Here is a 15,893-nt window from a genome sequence, read left to right as displayed (position 1 = left end):
TGCTCGCTCAGGCCGCGCAGGGCAAGGGCGGGGTCACGGCCGCCAGTCGCTGACGCCGGCGACGCAGCCGAGCCGGCGGTGGGCGAGGAGGGCCGGGGTGGCGAGGCTCTGGCGGAAGTCGGGGAGCACGGTCGGGGCGTATCGCACGAGTACCCGGCCGGGAAAAAGGGCGCCGGCCCGAGGGGCTCGGCCGCCGTTCGTTTCGCCGGAAATTCGGGACGTTCGTCCCGCCTGTCCCAGGCCGTCCCACGCGATCCGGGCCGCGAAACCGCCCCGTTTCGTCGCGCGCACGCGACGCCGGACGGTCTTGACGGCGCGCCGCTCCTATGCTAATAATCCTACACTATCCAGAAGACCACCGTCTGCGGTCGTGGGGCCGGCGAGGGGCGCCAGCCGCGAACGTGGGAGTGAGACCGTTTCCAGCAGATCAGGTTGCTTGGTGCGCGTGCCCCCTCTCCCCGCATGCTGGGAGTGGCCCGCACGGACCGTATCGTCCATGTGGGTAGCGGAGGCGAAGCCGAAGCGACGGTGAGGGGGCGACGCCGATCGTGGCTCCTCCGCCGAAGCCCCCTCACCGTCGTCTGCCACCACGCTTCGGCGACGACGAGGTCGCCGAAGCCCTCTCCCCGCAAGCGGGGCGAGGGGATGCGCACGGCCCGACCGGATCAACCGGAAGCGGTACGAGGGACAGGGACGCCGACACTGCAAGCTACGGCTTCCGACACGCCGCCATCACCAATGCGCCTCTCCAAAACCATCACTCCGCGGCGATGGGCAACACACCATCCCCGCTCTCGCCCCCGTCCGCCCAGCTGCGCCGTCCCGCGCGCACCGGGGCGAGCGCGACCCGGTTGCGACCGTTGTGCTTGGCCTTGTAGAGGGCGGTGTCGGCCGCCTTGACGAGGTCGGCGCTGTTGCTCGACGTGCAGGGCACCGAGGAGACGCCGAGGGAGGCCGAGACCTGGGCGCCGTGGGCGCCCGAGAGGCTCTCGATGCGGGCGCGGATCTGCTCGGCCTTGATCGCCGCGTCCTCGAGGCTGCAGTCGGGCAGGAACACGATCATCTCCTCGCCACCGTAGCGGCAGGCCACGTCGGTCTCCCGCAGGGTGCCGACGATCGCCGCCGCGGCCTCGCGCAGCACGGCATCGCCGGTGGCATGGCCGTGCTCGTCGTTGAGCCGCTTGAAGTGGTCGAGGTCGATCATGATCACCGAGACCTTGCGGCCCTCGCGCTCGGCGAGGCGCACGTAGCGGTCGAGGCTGTCCTCCATGTAGCGCCGGTTGTAGAGGCCCGTCAGCGGGTCGCGCAGGGCCTGGTTGCGCAGCTTTTCGCGCAGAGCGATGTTCGAGAGGGCGAGCGACATGGCGTCGCCCAGCGCCGAGCTCAGCGGCAGGATCGCCGCCAGCCGCTCTTCGGCACCCGCCCCGTGCGCGAAGATCTGCAGGAGGCCGAGATTCTCGCCGCGCGCCGCCATGGGGATTTCCAGGGCGGCGAGGCTGGAGGCGTGGTGCTCGCAGCAGAGCGCCCGCGCGCCGCTGCGGTTGATGTGCGGCTTGCCGCGCTTCATCGCCCAGCACTGATTGACCGTGATCTGCTCGGGCAAAGCCGCGGCATCGTCGCAGGCCCAGGAGGTCGAGAGCACGAGGCGGTCGCGCGAGTTGTTGAAGACGTAGAGCGCGCCGCCGAAGCCGCCGATCAGCTCGCCGGCCGTCGCCCGCAGCACCGCGTTCGCATCGTGATGGTCCGCTGCGCTCTGCAGCATGTCGGTCATGCCGAAGAGGTGGCCGACCTGGGTGCGCGACCGGTCCATCTCGGCCATGGCGGCGAGCCGCGCCTTCGCATCCCGCGCGCCGGAGCGGAAGGCGAAGATCATCATCGCGCCGATCAGGATCTGAGCGACGAGCACGAAGACCTTGCCGATCTCGATGCGGCTCTCGTGGATCGCGAAATGCGCGTTCCAATCGGTGAGGAAGGCGTCGAACGCGCTCCGGAGCCGGGCCACCTGGGCCGCACTGCGGCGCTGCTGCAGCAGACCCCGCGCCTCGGCGAACCGGCCGTCGCGCGCGACCGCCAGGACCTCCGTCCAGCTCGTCTCCAGCGCCTTCACGAGCGCGACCGCCGAGGGCCGCGTGCCGTCCTGCGCTCGCAGGAAGCGGTCGAGCTGCGCCAGCTTGTCTTCACGGCTGTGCAACGCCTCGAAGGCCCGGCTGTAGGCGGAATACTCTGTGTCCTGGTCGCCGAGCGAGGTGTTCAGAACATAGGCCTCGGCCTCCATCAGGCCTTCCTGCGCAATGCGCATCTGCCGCCCGCCCTCGCGCAGGTCGATCAGCCTCTGCTGGTTCCAGTTGGTGAAGAAGAACCCCGACAGGACGATGGTGATCATCAGGCCGACGAGGCAGATCTGCCCGACGAGCCGCCGCCCGATCCGGCCGCCGCGCCCGCCGGGCTCGGACGGCGCCGGCGCGGTGTCTGTCGTGATCATGGCGCGCGCTTTCAGCTCTCGGTGATCGAGACTGTCACCCGGCACCACAGCACGGGGGGTGAAACGCCGACGTTAAGATGTATCGTAAATTGCATTCTGGAGGTCGGGCCAGTGACGGTCCGCTCGGCTTCGTCCGAGACGATGCCGGCATGGCTCCGAGGGCCGCCAACGGCGTCGCAGCCCGCTCCGTCATCGCGAGCGCAGCGAAGCGATCCAGGGCCACAACCGCACCGTCGGCGCGTCGGCCCTGGATTGCTTCGGCTCCGCCTCGCAATGACGGCGAAGCCTCCTGCTGATGACGCGCTGGCCGGCGACGCCGACGGGGAACGCGAGAGTTGCGGGCGGCGAGCCCCGCCCCGTGGCGGAACTGCCGATCTCCATGCTATTTCTCACGCATCCGAGGAAGGCAGTCATGGCCGTCAATCCAGCGGACGATCCAGTCTTGATGCGCTTCCGCACCGCCGTGGACCGTATCTACGGCAAACGGATCGACCGCATCGTGCTGTTCGGCTCGCGGGCGCGAGGGGACGCACGGCCCGATTCCGATTACGATATCGGCCTCTTCCTGACCGAGCTGCATAGCTTCGACCGCGAGTCCCAGGCTCTCGCCGAGATCGAAACCGATATCCTGATGGCGACCGGTGCCGTCTTCAACGCTCTGCCGCTGCAGGCCGGCGCCTACACAGAGCGGACTGCATGGATGGGCGAACTGCGGCGCGACGGCGTGACGCTGTGAAACCGGGGGTGAGCCTATCTTGACAAAGCCGCCGAAGACTTGACGGACGCCCGGAAAATCATGACAATTTTCTTGCCGAACGTTAATACTGAGAACGTCCGAAATTTTGCGCCTTACGCGATTTTTGGCACTTCTCGGCACTGAAAATATTTCCGGTACTATTTATTTTTTAAATGTTTATTTAGAATGACCGGAAATTTTTTCCCGCCAATGTCGAAACTTAGTTCAGACCAATTAAATTCTGCATTGGTCGCATGAATAGCGGCATGTAGATTAGGAGATAAAACAATCATATTATCCTTTTCATCAGAGCCCCCGCGCGTTAGCCATCTAATATGATGGGCCTCTGTTATATCTACTGAAAAATCTTCCAAGACTTTCTGACCGGAAATCTGGCATCGTCCACCATACAGCTTTTTTAATTCTTTCACATGCTTGGCATCTCGGACAAAAACTTCGCGTAGATACTCTCTACGCTCAGAAGTAGCCCCATCAAGATTGTCGATAATATTTTTTAAAGCTTTATTTTCTAAAATGCTTTTTGTTTCAATATAATCTCTAAGACTTAAAATCCATTCTTGATTGCTGTTTTCGCTGGGATAAAATGCAGGCGATACGCCTGGGTACCCTTTTATCATAGCTGGAACTTCAAATATTCGATCTACTTCTTTAAGGAGACAGCAATCAAAAGCATTTGCAGAGGCTATATATATAAGTTTGTCTATATCCTTTAATTCTTTTGCAGCCGCTATTTTGGACCGCTCCAGCATGTCGGCCGAGACACGGGCTTTGTTATACCACCCTACGACGTATCGATATCTCCGTTTGCTTATCGGATCTCTTTGAGAAGGGTGCGTTGCAGTCCAAATAACGAGAATATTATCTAAGTATTCAGCCTCGGTATCACCACCAAGCTTTTGGAGATTTACACGACCATTGCTAACAGCAGCATAACCATAACATCGGTCTTTATAGGGAAGAAAATTGAATGCTTTGTGAGGGCTTCCACCCTGTGTCATATGCCCAAACTGACCATAAGGCTTATCATTTTTTAACCCACAGTAATCTCTCATCCAAGCAATATGCAGAATCAAAATCTGTTTCATGCCTTAGCTCACAGGTAATTTTTGGACGTTTCCGTCTCTCAAACTAACTGCTCAATCAGAAAATTCAAATATCCAACTCAGCCCCATCCGCGAACGCTGCCCGCTCCTGAATGAACGCGAACCGCGCCTCCGGCTTGTTGCCCATCAGCCGGTCGACGGTGTCGCCGGTGCTCTCGCGGGCCTCGTCCAGAATCGCGACCCGGAGCAGCGTGCGCTTCTTCGGGTCCATCGTGGTCTCCTTCAACTGGGCGGGCATCATCTCGCCGAGGCCCTTGAAGCGGCCGATCTCGACCTTGCCGGCCTTGAAGACGGTCTTGATGATCCGGTCCTTGTCGGCGTCGTCGCGGGCGTAGTGGATCTTCGCGCCCTGCTGCAGGCGGTAGAGCGGGGGGATCGCGAGGTAGAGGTGGCCCTTGTCGATCAGTTTCGGCATCTGCCGGTAGAAGAAGGTGATCAGCAGCGAGGCGATGTGGGCGCCGTCGACGTCGGCGTCCGTCATGATGATCACCTTGTCGTAGCGCAGGTCCGCCTCGCGGAAGTTGGCGAGGGTGCCGCAACCGAGCGCCAGGGTCAGGTCGCCGATGAGCTGGTTGGCGCCGAGCTTGTCCCGGCTGGCCGAAGCGACGTTCAGGATCTTTCCGCGCAAGGGGAGAATGGCTTGGGTCTTCCGGTCGCGCGCCTGCTTGGCGGAGCCGCCGGCCGAATCGCCCTCGACGATGAAGATCTCGGAGCCGGCCGTGCCGGCGGCCGAGCAGTCGGCCAGCTTGCCGGGCAGGCGCAGCTTGCGGGTGGCGCTCTTGCGGGCGACCTCCTTCTCCTGGCGGCGGCGCAGGCGCTCCTCGGCGCGGTCGATCACCCAGTCCAAGAGCTTGTTGGCCTGGGCCGGGGAGGCGGCGAGCCAATGGTCGAAGGCGTCTCGGATCCCGGTCTCGACGATACGCGAGGCCTCGACGGTGGCGAGCTTGTCCTTGGTCTGGCCCTGGAATTCCGGCTCGCGGATGAACACGGACAGCATCGAGGCGCAGGTGGCCATGACGTCGTCGGTGGTGACGTGGGCCATGCGCTTGGCCTGGTTCACGCGCTCGGCATGCTCGCGGAGCGCCCGGAGCAGCGCGACGCGCAGGCCCGCCTCGTGGGTGCCGCCCTCGGGCGTCGGGATCGTGTTGCAGTAGGAGGACGACACCCCGTCGTCCTGCACCATCCAGGCGACGGCCCATTCCATGGAGCCGTGGCCGCCGGGCTTGGTGATCTTGCCCGAAAACACCGCTTCGGTGACGAGCTCCTTGCCGTCGATCTCGCGGCCGAGATAGTCGCGCAGGCCGCCGGGGAATTTATGCACGGCTTCGGACGGGACTCCCTCCATGCCCTCGACGAGGGACGGCGCGCAGCGCCAGCGGATCTCGACGCCGCCGAAGAGGTAGGCCTTGGAGCGCGCCATCTTGAAGAGGCGGCGCGGGTCGAAATGGTGGGCCCCGAAGATTTGGGCGTCGGGGTGGAAGCGCACGCGGGTGCCGCGCCGGTTGTTGACGCGCCCGACCTCGACGATCGGCCCCTGCGCATGCCCGCGGGAAAAATTCTGGCGGTAGAGGGTCTGGTTGCGGGCGACCTCGACTTCGAGAACGTCCGACAGGGCGTTCACCACCGAGATGCCGACGCCGTGCAGGCCGCCGGAGGTCTCGTAGACCTTGGAATCGAATTTACCGCCGGCATGCAGCGTGGTCATGATGACCTCGAGCGCCGACTTGCCGGGAAACTTCGGGTGCGGGTCGATGGGGATGCCGCGGCCGTTATCGGTCACGACGAGGCTGCCGCCTTCCTCGAGCTCCACCTCGATGAAGCTGGCATGGCCCGCCACCGCCTCGTCCATCGAATTGTCGATCACCTCGGCGAAGAGGTGGTGCAGGGCGCGGTCGTCCGTGCCGCCAATATACATGCCGGGCCGGCGCCGCACCGGCTCCAACCCCTCCAGCACCTCGATGTCGGAGGCGTTATAGCCCGCCTCGGCGCTCTCGACCGCCGGCACGACCGCGACCTTGCGGCGGCGCTCGGCGGCGTCCGGCTGGACGTCCTTCGGCGTGGCGGCTGCTCCCTTGGCTCCGGGACCGAACAGATCGCGTGCGGGGTCGCTCACGCGGCGGCTCCGGACGCCTGGGTTTGGTCGCGCAGCATTCGCCTTCATCCCTCGATCGTACCAGAACAGAACGGAAACAAACAGCGCGATTCCGTCGCCCGGGCGCAGCGCATCATCGCATGCGGGCCGGGGCCGAGCCAGTGAGCGGCCGACACGCCGGCCGGCGCAGGCAGCCCGGTGTCATCGGAGTGTCGGCTCGCCGTGGTTAACATCGCGTCGCAGGCCGCCTCCGGCACGGAACCGGGTGCGACATTCGCGCGTTGGTTAACGCAATGGTCAAGCTTTGCCGCCGACCCGACGCCACAGGGAGACTTTTTCGATGACCACCGCCGCCGCCCAAGCGCGTCATCTCTCCCTCGTCCGCCTCGAGCAGGCGGCCGGACAGGCTTTCGGGTGTGCCGACGAGGGGGAGCGGGTCTCCGCCCTGCGCGGGCCGATGCTGCTGACGCCGGCCGCGATCACCCTCGCGACCTTCGCCACGGCCGTTGCCGCGACGATCACCTACCTCGTTTGACGCGGAAGCCTCAGGCCGCCACCGGCACCGCGCAGGCGCGGATGTCCCGCGCCAGGGCATCGACCCGCTCGGGCGCCGTATCCCAGGCGAACATGAACCGCGCTCCGCCGCCGATGAAGGTGTAGAAGCGCCAGCCCCGCCGGGCGAGGGCGTCGAGCACGTCCGGCGCCGCCGATAGAAATACGGCGTTCGCCTCGACCGGGAACATCGCGGACACACCCGGCACGTCGGCCACCGCGGCGGCGAGCCTTCGGGCGCAGGCATTGGCGTGCTCGGCGTTGCGGAGCCAGGCTCCGCTCTCCAGCATCCCGACCCAGGGGGCCGAGAGGTAGCGCATCTTCGAGGCGAGCTGGCCGGCCTGCTTGCAGCGGTAGTCGAAGTCCTCCGCCATCGCCCGGTCGAAGAACAGGATCGCCTCGCCCACCGCCATGCCGTTCTTGGTGCCGCCGAAGCAGAGCACGTCGACGCCGGATTTCCAGGTCAGCTCTGCGGGCGAGCGCTGCAGCGAGGCGCAGGCGTTGGCGAAGCGGGCACCGTCCATGTGCAGGCGCAGGCCGAGGCTCCGGCAGGTTTCGGAGAGCGCCTGCAGTTGCGCGACGGAATAGACCCGGCCGGTCTCGGTCGATTGCGTGATCGTCACCGCGCGCGGCTTCGGGAAGTGGATGTCGCTGCGCCGTCCGGCCACCGCCCGCACCGCCTCGGGCGTCAGCAGCCCGTCCGTCGTCGGCGCGGTCAGCAGCTTCGAGCCGCCGGAGAAGAATTCCGGCGCGCCGCACTCGTCGGTCTCGACATGGGCGCTCTCGGCGCAGATCACGCTGTGATAGCTTTGGCAGAGCGAGGCGAGCGCCATCGAATTCGCCGCCGTGCCGTTGAAGGCGAAGAACACCTCGCAGTCGGTCTCGAACAGGTTTCTGAAGGCTTCCGCCGCCCGCTCGGTCCAAGCATCGGCGCCATAGGCGGGGGCGTGGCCCGTGTTGGCCTCGGCCATCGCGTTCCAGGCCTCCGGGCAAATCCCCGAATAATTGTCGCTGGCGAATTGCTGCTCGGTGAGGATGTCGGCCACGGCTCTTTTCCATTCGGATGAGCTGACGCGCGGCGAAGTCCCCTTGGTTGCCGGACCGGCCGCATCCCCTGTTTGATCAGGGCGCCACCTTGCCGGGAAGGGCAGGTTGGCGTTGAGCGTCGGCTCAACTCGTGATGCTGAATGGAAAACTAGGCGGGTCGGGGATTGGCCGCAAGGGCGCTGCCGTCACACACTCTGGAACGGCTGCTCGCACGCCGGATGCAGTATGGCGAGGATCGAGACCAAATCGGCCTGCGGATCAACGTGGTAGTAGATTGCGTAGCGATAGCCGGGCGACACGATCCGCCGCACGGCTTCCTCGTTCCTGCTCACGGCCGCTGAAGGGATGGTCGGCGAGGCGATCTACGGCAGCGCGGATGTCGACGCGCAGTCTCTCACCGGCATAGGGGTTTCGCGGGGCGAGATAGGCGATGATGCCGGCGAGATCGTCGAGCGCGTTGCGGGTGTACTGAACTCTCAACGGCCGAAGCGACGGTAGACGGCTTCGACCTCGGCGTCGGCGGCGGCGGCAATCCGGCCGTCTCGTAGATCAGCGAGGCCACGGATCACCGAGGCCCGGTGCTCGTCAGGGATCGTCTCCAAACGGAGGGCGTCCGCGGCGAACCGCGTTTGGTCCGCCGAGCCCGCAGGAGGGTGCTGCGGCGCAGGGTCAATCGTGGAGCTATCGGAGCGATCAGCCATGTAGACAGCCTAACGCAGTGCAGTGGATTCGAGAACTACGACTCTGCACTGCCCGGTGGAAGCCGAGGGCAATGGCCCTCAGCTCGCGCTCTTCTTCGCCGCCGCCTTCTTGGCCGCCGGCTTCTTCGCCGGAGCCTTCTTCGCAGCTCCCGCCGCCGGCTTCTTTGCCGCCGTCTTGCGGCCCCGCGCCGGCGCCTTCTTGCCGCCGCCCGAGGCGCGCTTGGCGTTCACCAGGTCGATGCCCTCGGCGAGCGTGAGGGCGTCGGCGGACATGGACTTCGGCAGCGTGGCGTTGACGTCGCCGTCGCTGACATAGGGCCCGTACTTGCCGGCCTTGACCACGAGGTCGCGGCCCGTGGCCTCGTCCTTGCCCAGCGCGCGGCACGGATCGCTCGACGGCCGGCCGCGGCCGCCGCCCTGCTCCTTGGCGACGATGAGGTCGATGGCGCGATTGCCGCCGATCTCGAGCACGTCGTCGTCCTTGCCGAGGTTGGCGTAGGTCTTTCCGTGCTGCACGTAAGGGCCGTAGCGGCCGATGCTCGCGAGGATCGGCTCACCGCTCTCGGGGTGCTTCGCCACCTCGCGCGGCAGCGACAGCAGCCGCAGGGCGATGGCGAGATCGACGCTGGAGGCCGCCATGCCCTTCGGCAGCGACGAGCGCTTCGGCTTCGCGGCGTCCTTCTCGGTGGAGGCCTCGCCGAGCTGCAGGAACGTCCCGAAGCGCCCGTCGCGGATGGTTACGGGCAGGCCGGTGGCGGGATCGTCGCCGAGCACCCGCACGCCCGGCTGGCCGCCCTCGGACGTGCCGTCACCCTCGCCCTCGGCACCGGAGGTGGCGAGCTGGCGGGTGAACTTGCAATCGGGATAGTTCGAACAGCCGACGAAAGCGCCGAACTTGCCGAGCTTCAGCGAGAGTTGGCCGGTGTTGCAGGTCGGGCAGGTGCGCGGGTTCGAGCCGTCGGCCTTCTCCGGAAAGATGTGCGGACCGAGGAGGCCGTTCAGCGCCTCCAGCACCTCGGTGACGCGCAGCTCCTTGGTACCGCCGATCGCGGCAGAGAAGTCGCGCCAGAAGTCGCGCAGAACGTCGCGCCAGTCGATCTCGGCGTTGGAGACCCGGTCGAGCTGGCCTTCGAGGTCGGCCGTGAAGTCGTACTCCACGTAGCGCTTGAAGAAGCTCTCGAGGAAGCCGGTAACGAGCCGACCCTTGTCCTCCGGCTGCAGCCGCTTCTTTTCGATCTTGACGTATTCTCGGTCGCGCAGGGTCTGGAGCACGGCGGCATAGGTCGAGGGCCGGCCGATGCCGAGCTCTTCCATGCGCTTGACGAGGCTCGCCTCCGAAAAGCGCGGCGGCGGCTCGGTGAAGTGCTGGGTCGAGGCGATGCGCTCGCGCTTGAGCGGGTCGCCGGCGGCCATCGGCGGCAGGCGCTTGCCGTCCTCGTCCTCCTCGTCGTCCTTGCCCTCCTGGTAGAGGGTGAGGAAGCCATCGAATTTCACGACCTGTCCGGTGGCGCGCAACTCGATGGTGCGCGGGCCGACCTTGGCGGTGATCTCGACGGTGGTGCGCTCGAGTTCGGCCGATTCCATCTGGCTCGCGACGGTCCGCGTCCAGATCAGGTCGTAGAGCTTGGCCTGCTCGGAATCGAGCATGCGCGCGACCTGCTTCGGCAGCCGGCTCATCTCGGTCGGGCGCACGGCCTCGTGGGCCTCCTGGGCATTCTTGGCCTTCACCGTGTACTTGCGCGGCACGTCCGGCACGTAGCGCGGGCCGTATTCCTTGCCGATCACGGAGCGGGCGTCCTTGATCGCCTCCGGCGCCATGTCGACGCCGTCGGTCCGCATGTAGGTGATCAGGCCGACCGTCTCGCCGCCGATGTCGACGCCCTCGTAGAGGCGCTGCGCGACCCGCATCGTCTGGGCCGGCGCCATCCCGAGCTTGCGGGAGGCCTCCTGCTGCAGCGTCGAGGTCGTGAAGGGCGGGGCGGGGTGGCGCTTGGCGGGCTTGGCCTCGACCGAGGCCACCTGGAAGGTCGCGAGTTCGAGATCCTTCTTGAAGCGCGCGGCGTCCTCGCCGTTGCCGACGTCGAGCCGCTGGATCCGCTTGCCGTCGGCCCCGGTCAGCCGGGCCTCGAACATCGCACCCTCTTCGGTCACGAGCGTCGCCACCAGCGACCAGTACTCGCGGGGCTTGAAGCGCTCGATCTCCATCTCGCGCTCGACGACGAGCCGCAGGGCCACCGACTGCACGCGACCGGCCGACTTGGCCCCGGGAAGCTTGCGCCACAGCACCGGCGAGAGGTTGAAGCCGACGAGGTAATCGAGAGCGCGGCGCGCCAGATAGGCGTCGACCAGCGCCTGGTCGATCTGGCGCGGCTTCTTCATCGCCGCGTCAACGGAGGCCTTGGTGATGGCGTTGAAGGTCACGCGCTCGATCGGGATGCCCTTGAGCGCCTTCTTGGCGGTGAGCGCCTCGACGACATGCCAGGAGATCGCCTCGCCCTCGCGATCCGGGTCGGTCGCGAGGATGAGCTTTTCCGCGCCCTTGATCGCCCGGGCGATCTCGGAGACGCGCTGCGAGCCCTTGTCCTGCAGCTCCCACAGCATCGCGAAGTCGGCTTCCGGATCGACCGAGCCGTCCTTGGCCGGCAGGTCGCGGATATGGCCGAACGAGGCCAGGACCTCGTAATCCTTGCCGAGGTACTTGTTGATCGTCTTGGCCTTGGCCGGCGACTCGACGACGACGACTTTCATGAACCTCTGCCCCTCACGAAGCCTCGGCGCGACGACCTGTTATTCGGAAATGCGCCGACGCGCTCCCAGCAACAGCCGGGGCCTCGTACCGCGACCGAAGTGGGTTAGGCCGGGCGGGTTGTCAAATCGGAGCGGAGTCAGTCGGTCCGAATGACGCGAAGGTTCCGGCGCTCGCGTGCCAACGCAACGAACCGGCGTCGCAGCTCTGCGAAGAAGCGCGGCGGCAGGAAACCGTAGGCGATGGACGCATCACACTGCGTGCCGGCCCGGCGGAGATCGGGGCCGGGCCAGACGAAGTCGTTACATTCGGACAGGATGACCCAGGACCGCTCGGAATCGAGGCCGAGATGCCTCTTCGCCTCGGGAGGCAGTTCGAGCGCTTCAGTCGATGTACTCGGTGCGCTGTGGGTGACGGGTACGACAAGGCAGCGCGTCACGTCAGCCTCGTCGGCTACGGTCAGCACGATCGCACACGGCCGATCCTTCACGCCTTCTTCGCATCCGGCACGATGTTCGGAGAGCCAGGGGTAGGCGTAGCGGATGACGAGGCCGGGCTCCGGCCTGGGCAGAGTCACGGCGTCCAGTCGACCAGGAGCGAATCAAGATGATCGTGGCGCGGGTCCATCTCGCTGCGCTCGACCAAATCGAGCGCGGCATCGGACAGGTCCGCAACGTCATGGACTCTGCGGTCGCGACGCTTGAGCCGAGCGTATTCCTCGACTGACAAGAGTACGAGGCGGTCACGACCGTTACGTGTGATCGCGACCGGCTCGCTCAAAGCCCTATCCGAGAGCGACCCGAAATTTCGAACTAGCTCTTTCGAACTTACCCGGGTCAGGTCACTCACGATCAGCCTCGGGACAGACGTTACGTACGGTACGTATTATACGGGCCTGTTGCCATTCCTGCAAAGCGCCTTCTGTCATCAGAGACGGTAATCGCAGATCAGGCTCGGTAGCCTTCAAATCCCCGCGTACCACTCGTACCCGTTGTCCTCCCAATAACCGCCGTTGCCCTGGCCGAACTTTGCGAGGCTGTCGGCGACCTCGATGCGCATGATGTACTTGGCCTGCTTGTAGCCGAGCTGGCGCTCGACGCGCAGGCGCAGCGGCGCTCCGTTCGAGACGGGCAGCGGCTTGCCGTTCATGTCGTAGGCGACGATGGTCTGCGGGTGGAAGGCGTCGGTGAGGTCGATGCTCTCGTAGTAGCGGATCGGCCGGCCGCCGGGCGCGTCCGAGGGCGTCTCTTCGCTGGCGGCCGCCTTCTTCGCGTCGGGCTTCTTCCCCTTGGCATCGCCGCCGCCGGTCATCTTCGCACCGGTATCGGCCGAGCCGGCATCCGCGGCGGCGCTGCCGCCGTCGGATTCGGCCTTCGCGTCCGTTGGCGCCGCATCGTCTGCGGCCTGCTCATCCGTGTCGCCGCCCGGCGCCAGTTCCATCGTGTCGGCGCAGTGGAAGACGATGTAGCGCGCCTGCGGCTTCAAGCCGGCCTTCTTCAAAAGTTCCGACAGCGGCACGCCGGTCCACTTGCCGATGGCGCTCCAGCCCTCGACGCAATCGTGCCGGGTGATCTGTGTGCGGGAGGGGAGGGCACGCAGATCCGCCAGCGACAGCGTCTGGGGATTGTCGACGAGGCCGTCGATGCGCAGCTGGAAGGTCTCGAAACCCTTGGCTGCCAGCGCCTTGTAGGGCTTGTCCTCGGGGTCGGTCGTGCCGTTCGGCTTGAACCACTTCGAAATGTCGGCTTCCGAAAATTCGCGTGCGAGCGACGCCGGCGTCAGGGCGAGACGCTGGACGTACATGTTGGCGTCTTCGCCGAGCTTCAGGGTCTCTACACCCCGCGTGCTCTCCGCGAACTTATCGCAGCCGCCGAGCGACGCCACGCCGAACAGGCCGGCGAACCCGGTGAGGAAGCCCCGGCGATGCGGAACGGGAATGTTCAGGCGGCGCGTCATCGTCCGGCTCTCCGCTCGTGGGTCGTCTCGTCCTCGATCGTGTACCAACCGGTCAGCATCGAGCGCATGTTGTTCCAGACACCCGATACGAGCACCAGCAACACGTGCACGATCACGAACAGGATCAGTAGGTTCACGACGATGAAGTGGATCGTTCGGGCGGATTGCCGGCCGCCGAACACGTCGAGGATGAGGGGTGCGACGGCGTTGACGCCCGGCGACATCCCGAGACCGGTCAGCACCATCAGCGGCAGCAGCCCCAGTACGACGATCAGGTAGGTCAGCTTCTGCAGCACATTGTAGCGCCGCGCCTCCTCGCCCTTCGGGAAATGCAGCGTCAGGTGCTCGCGGATCGAGGACCAGAAGCCCTTGATCTGATCTCCGTCGGGAATGATGCGGCGGCGCAACTGCCCGCTGCCGATCCCGTAGAGCAGATAAATGAACCCATTGATGACGAAGGCCCAAGCGAACAGGAAGTGCCAGCGCCGGCCCGTCGCGAGGTTCTGGCTCGCCGGCAGCGTGGCCCAGGCCGGAAAGGCGCGGGCGACATCCTCGCCCTGGTAGGTCGAGAGCCCGAGCCAGCCGGTGGTGTCGAAGGTGTGACCCGCGATCTGGACGATCCCGCGCGCCGTGCCGTCCGCGGTCTGGTCGTCGGTGATGGCGAGCGCCGGCGCGTCGAAGGTCGACTTCGAGCCCCAGTACAGGGCCGGATGCGCGTTGAAGATCTGCAGGCCGCTCATCAGCAGCACCGCGAGGCAGACCACGTTGATCCAATGGGCCAGCCGGATCACGAGGGGATGCCGGAAGGTCCATTTCCGTCGCACCGTCTCGGTGTGGTCGGTGGGGGCGGGCATCGTGCTGGCGGCCAAGGCTTCCACGTCCATGCTGTTCGAACGACGACCGCCCGCCCGGTCGAACCGGACGGGCGGACATAAGGTCATACGGCGATCGAGGACGAAAAGTTACATCCCGTCGTCGGCGCCGCCTGCGGCTCCTGCGCCGCCCTGCTCCATGCCGGAGCCCTGGTTCATGCGGGAATTGCCGCGCATCGCCTTCTGGCTCTTCATGGACTTCTTCATCTTCTTCTTGGACGCCGTGCGCTTCATCGGCCGCTGCTCCTGGCCCATGTCGTCACCCATCTGGCCCTGCTCCATGCCGGGCTGTCCCTGCATCGGCTGCATGCCCTGCGCGACGGCGGCGGAGGACAGGCCGAGACCGAGCGAGAGGGCGCTGGCGGTGAGGAAAAGACGAACCTTCATCGGGTACCTTTAGGTTTCTGCAGGCTCGTTCGAGTCGCGTCGCCGCGCCGCACGAAGTCGCCTGCCGGACACCTCAGAAACGGAGTTAGCCGGCGATCGTTCAATATTTTCTCGAGGACGTATTCGGGGCTGGGACGAAACTCTGTTCCGAACGGGGGGCTCGAACCGATTGTCCTGGAGCTCGATGCGCGCCTTGCCGCCCCGTTCGCCCCTGAATATAGCCTCAACCCCTGTGATGACCGCCGCCTCCGCCCCGACGCGCTTCCCCCACCGCCATCTCCTCGGCATCGAGGGGTTGTCGCGCCTCGACATCGAGGCGCTGCTCGATCAGTCCGAGGCGGCGGTCGCGCTGTCGCGGCAGGTCGAGAAGAAGCGCACCACGCTGCGCGGCCGCACGCAGATCAACCTATTCTTCGAGCCCTCGACGCGCACGCAATCCTCGTTCGAGCTCGCCGGCAAGCGGCTGGGCGCCGACGTGATGAACATGTCCGTCGCCTCCTCCTCGGTGAAGAAGGGCGAGACGCTCATCGACACCGCGGCGACGCTCAACGCCATGCGACCCGACATCATCGTGGTGCGTCATCACGCGGCCGGCGCCGTGCATCTGCTCGCTCGCAAGGTCGACTGCTCGGTGGTGAATGCCGGCGACGGCGCCCACGAGCACCCGACCCAGGCGCTCCTCGACGGGCTCACCATCCGCCGCAACAAGGGCCGCATCGAAGGCCTGCGCGTCGCGATCTGCGGCGATGTCCTGCACTCGCGCGTCGCCCGCTCGAACATCATCCTGCTCCAGGCGCTCGGCGCCCGCGTCCGCGTCATCGGCCCCTCGACCCTGCTCCCCACCGGCATCGAGCGCTTCGGCGTCGAGGTGTTCACGGACATGCGCAAGGGTCTCGACGGCTGCGACATCGTCATGATGCTGCGCCTCCAGCGCGAGCGGATGAACGGCTCGTTCGTGCCCAGCGTGAAGGAGTATTTTCGCTATTACGGTCTCGACGCCGACAAGCTGGCGCTGGCCGCCCCCGACGCCCTGGTGATGCATCCCGGCCCGATGAACCGCGGCGTCGAGATCTCGTCAGAGATCGCCGACGGAGCGCAGTCGCTGATCCGCGAGCAGGTCGAGATGGGGGTGGCGGTGCGGATGGCGGTGCTCGAAGTGCTCGCGACGCATCTGCCGAACGGGTGATTGTGGTCGCTT

Annotated in this window: 16 protein-coding genes and 1 riboswitch; of the genes, 3 read left to right on the top strand and 13 right to left on the bottom strand. The window is 65.8% G+C overall.

The annotated features are described in order from the left end of the window. Window positions 1-757: 757 nt before the first annotated feature. Window positions 758-2,482, bottom strand: a complete 1,725-nt coding sequence (locus tag MFF07_RS06290; RefSeq protein ID WP_147813135.1) for a GGDEF domain-containing protein — start codon at window positions 2,480-2,482, stop codon at window positions 758-760. A 358-nt stretch (window positions 2,483-2,840) separates the two neighbouring features. Between MFF07_RS06290 and MFF07_RS06285 the strand changes: the two genes are divergently transcribed. After that, complete coding sequence (locus MFF07_RS06285) at window positions 2,841-3,218, top strand: nucleotidyltransferase domain-containing protein (protein ID WP_238231114.1); 378 nt, start codon at window positions 2,841-2,843, stop codon at window positions 3,216-3,218. 158 nt (window positions 3,219-3,376) lie between these two features. Here the strand turns inward: MFF07_RS06285 and MFF07_RS06280 are convergent, their stop codons facing one another. Further along, a complete protein-coding gene (locus MFF07_RS06280) occupies window positions 3,377-4,324 on the bottom strand; it encodes a hypothetical protein (protein WP_238231112.1) in 948 nt (315 codons plus the stop codon). A gap of 64 nt (window positions 4,325-4,388) precedes the next feature. Then, on the bottom strand, window positions 4,389-6,455 hold the full coding sequence (parE, locus tag MFF07_RS06275; RefSeq protein WP_147813139.1) for a DNA topoisomerase IV subunit B: 2,067 nt from the start codon (window positions 6,453-6,455) through the stop codon (window positions 4,389-4,391). A 319-nt stretch (window positions 6,456-6,774) separates the two neighbouring features. Between parE and MFF07_RS06270 the strand changes: the two genes are divergently transcribed. Then, entirely contained in the window at window positions 6,775-6,969 is a 195-nt protein-coding gene (locus MFF07_RS06270; protein WP_147813141.1) for a hypothetical protein, read from the top strand. 10 nt (window positions 6,970-6,979) lie between these two features. On the opposite strand, the gene MFF07_RS06265 is transcribed toward MFF07_RS06270, so the two are convergent. The 10 genes from MFF07_RS06265 to MFF07_RS06230 form a co-directional block, all read right to left on the bottom strand. Next, window positions 6,980-8,032, bottom strand: coding sequence for a threonine aldolase family protein (locus tag MFF07_RS06265; RefSeq protein ID WP_373322256.1), 1,053 nt, complete (start codon window positions 8,030-8,032; stop codon window positions 6,980-6,982). A gap of 33 nt (window positions 8,033-8,065) precedes the next feature. Continuing rightward, window positions 8,066-8,175: riboswitch (SAM-I-IV-variant riboswitch) on the bottom strand. A gap of 43 nt (window positions 8,176-8,218) precedes the next feature. Continuing rightward, on the bottom strand, window positions 8,219-8,344 hold the full coding sequence (locus MFF07_RS22475; protein WP_283206812.1) for a hypothetical protein: 126 nt from the start codon (window positions 8,342-8,344) through the stop codon (window positions 8,219-8,221). Beyond that, window positions 8,292-8,513 carry a type II toxin-antitoxin system RelE/ParE family toxin gene (locus MFF07_RS22655; protein ID WP_147813143.1) on the bottom strand — a complete coding sequence of 74 codons (222 nt, stop codon included), beginning with the start codon at window positions 8,511-8,513 and terminating at the stop codon, window positions 8,292-8,294. The genes MFF07_RS22475 and MFF07_RS22655 overlap by 53 nt, the downstream gene beginning before the upstream one ends. Beyond that, a complete protein-coding gene (locus MFF07_RS06260) occupies window positions 8,510-8,734 on the bottom strand; it encodes a hypothetical protein (RefSeq protein ID WP_147813145.1) in 225 nt (74 codons plus the stop codon). Before MFF07_RS06260 ends, MFF07_RS22655 begins: the two co-directional genes overlap by 4 nt. 78 nt (window positions 8,735-8,812) lie before the next feature. Then, window positions 8,813-11,482 carry a type I DNA topoisomerase gene (gene topA / locus MFF07_RS06255; RefSeq protein WP_238231110.1) on the bottom strand — a complete coding sequence of 890 codons (2,670 nt, stop codon included), beginning with the start codon at window positions 11,480-11,482 and terminating at the stop codon, window positions 8,813-8,815. Between the two features lie 137 nt (window positions 11,483-11,619). After that, complete coding sequence (locus MFF07_RS06250; protein WP_147813149.1) at window positions 11,620-12,057, bottom strand: hypothetical protein; 438 nt, start codon at window positions 12,055-12,057, stop codon at window positions 11,620-11,622. Next, window positions 12,054-12,329 (bottom strand): type II toxin-antitoxin system Phd/YefM family antitoxin, encoded by a 276-nt coding sequence (locus MFF07_RS06245; protein ID WP_306424627.1) that lies wholly within the window; start codon window positions 12,327-12,329, stop codon window positions 12,054-12,056. The genes MFF07_RS06250 and MFF07_RS06245 overlap by 4 nt, the downstream gene beginning before the upstream one ends. A gap of 114 nt (window positions 12,330-12,443) precedes the next feature. Further along, window positions 12,444-13,436 carry a molybdopterin-dependent oxidoreductase gene (locus tag MFF07_RS06240; protein ID WP_147813151.1) on the bottom strand — a complete coding sequence of 331 codons (993 nt, stop codon included), beginning with the start codon at window positions 13,434-13,436 and terminating at the stop codon, window positions 12,444-12,446. Continuing rightward, a complete protein-coding gene (locus MFF07_RS06235) occupies window positions 13,433-14,290 on the bottom strand; it encodes a cytochrome b/b6 domain-containing protein (RefSeq protein WP_147813408.1) in 858 nt (285 codons plus the stop codon). The genes MFF07_RS06240 and MFF07_RS06235 overlap by 4 nt, the downstream gene beginning before the upstream one ends. A gap of 108 nt (window positions 14,291-14,398) precedes the next feature. Further along, window positions 14,399-14,695 (bottom strand): hypothetical protein, encoded by a 297-nt coding sequence (locus MFF07_RS06230; protein WP_147813153.1) that lies wholly within the window; start codon window positions 14,693-14,695, stop codon window positions 14,399-14,401. A gap of 235 nt (window positions 14,696-14,930) precedes the next feature. On the opposite strand from MFF07_RS06230, the gene MFF07_RS06225 reads away from it, so the two are divergent. Then, window positions 14,931-15,881 carry an aspartate carbamoyltransferase catalytic subunit gene (locus tag MFF07_RS06225; RefSeq protein WP_147813155.1) on the top strand — a complete coding sequence of 317 codons (951 nt, stop codon included), beginning with the start codon at window positions 14,931-14,933 and terminating at the stop codon, window positions 15,879-15,881. The last annotated feature ends 12 nt before the right edge of the window (window positions 15,882-15,893 follow it).

It is taken from the genome of Methylobacterium thuringiense (assembly GCF_022179645.1).
Taxonomy (GTDB): Bacteria; Pseudomonadota; Alphaproteobacteria; order Rhizobiales; family Beijerinckiaceae; genus Methylobacterium; species Methylobacterium thuringiense.
The sequence above is the reverse complement of the archived record's forward strand: the minus strand, read 5'-3'. Positions and strand labels throughout refer to the sequence as shown.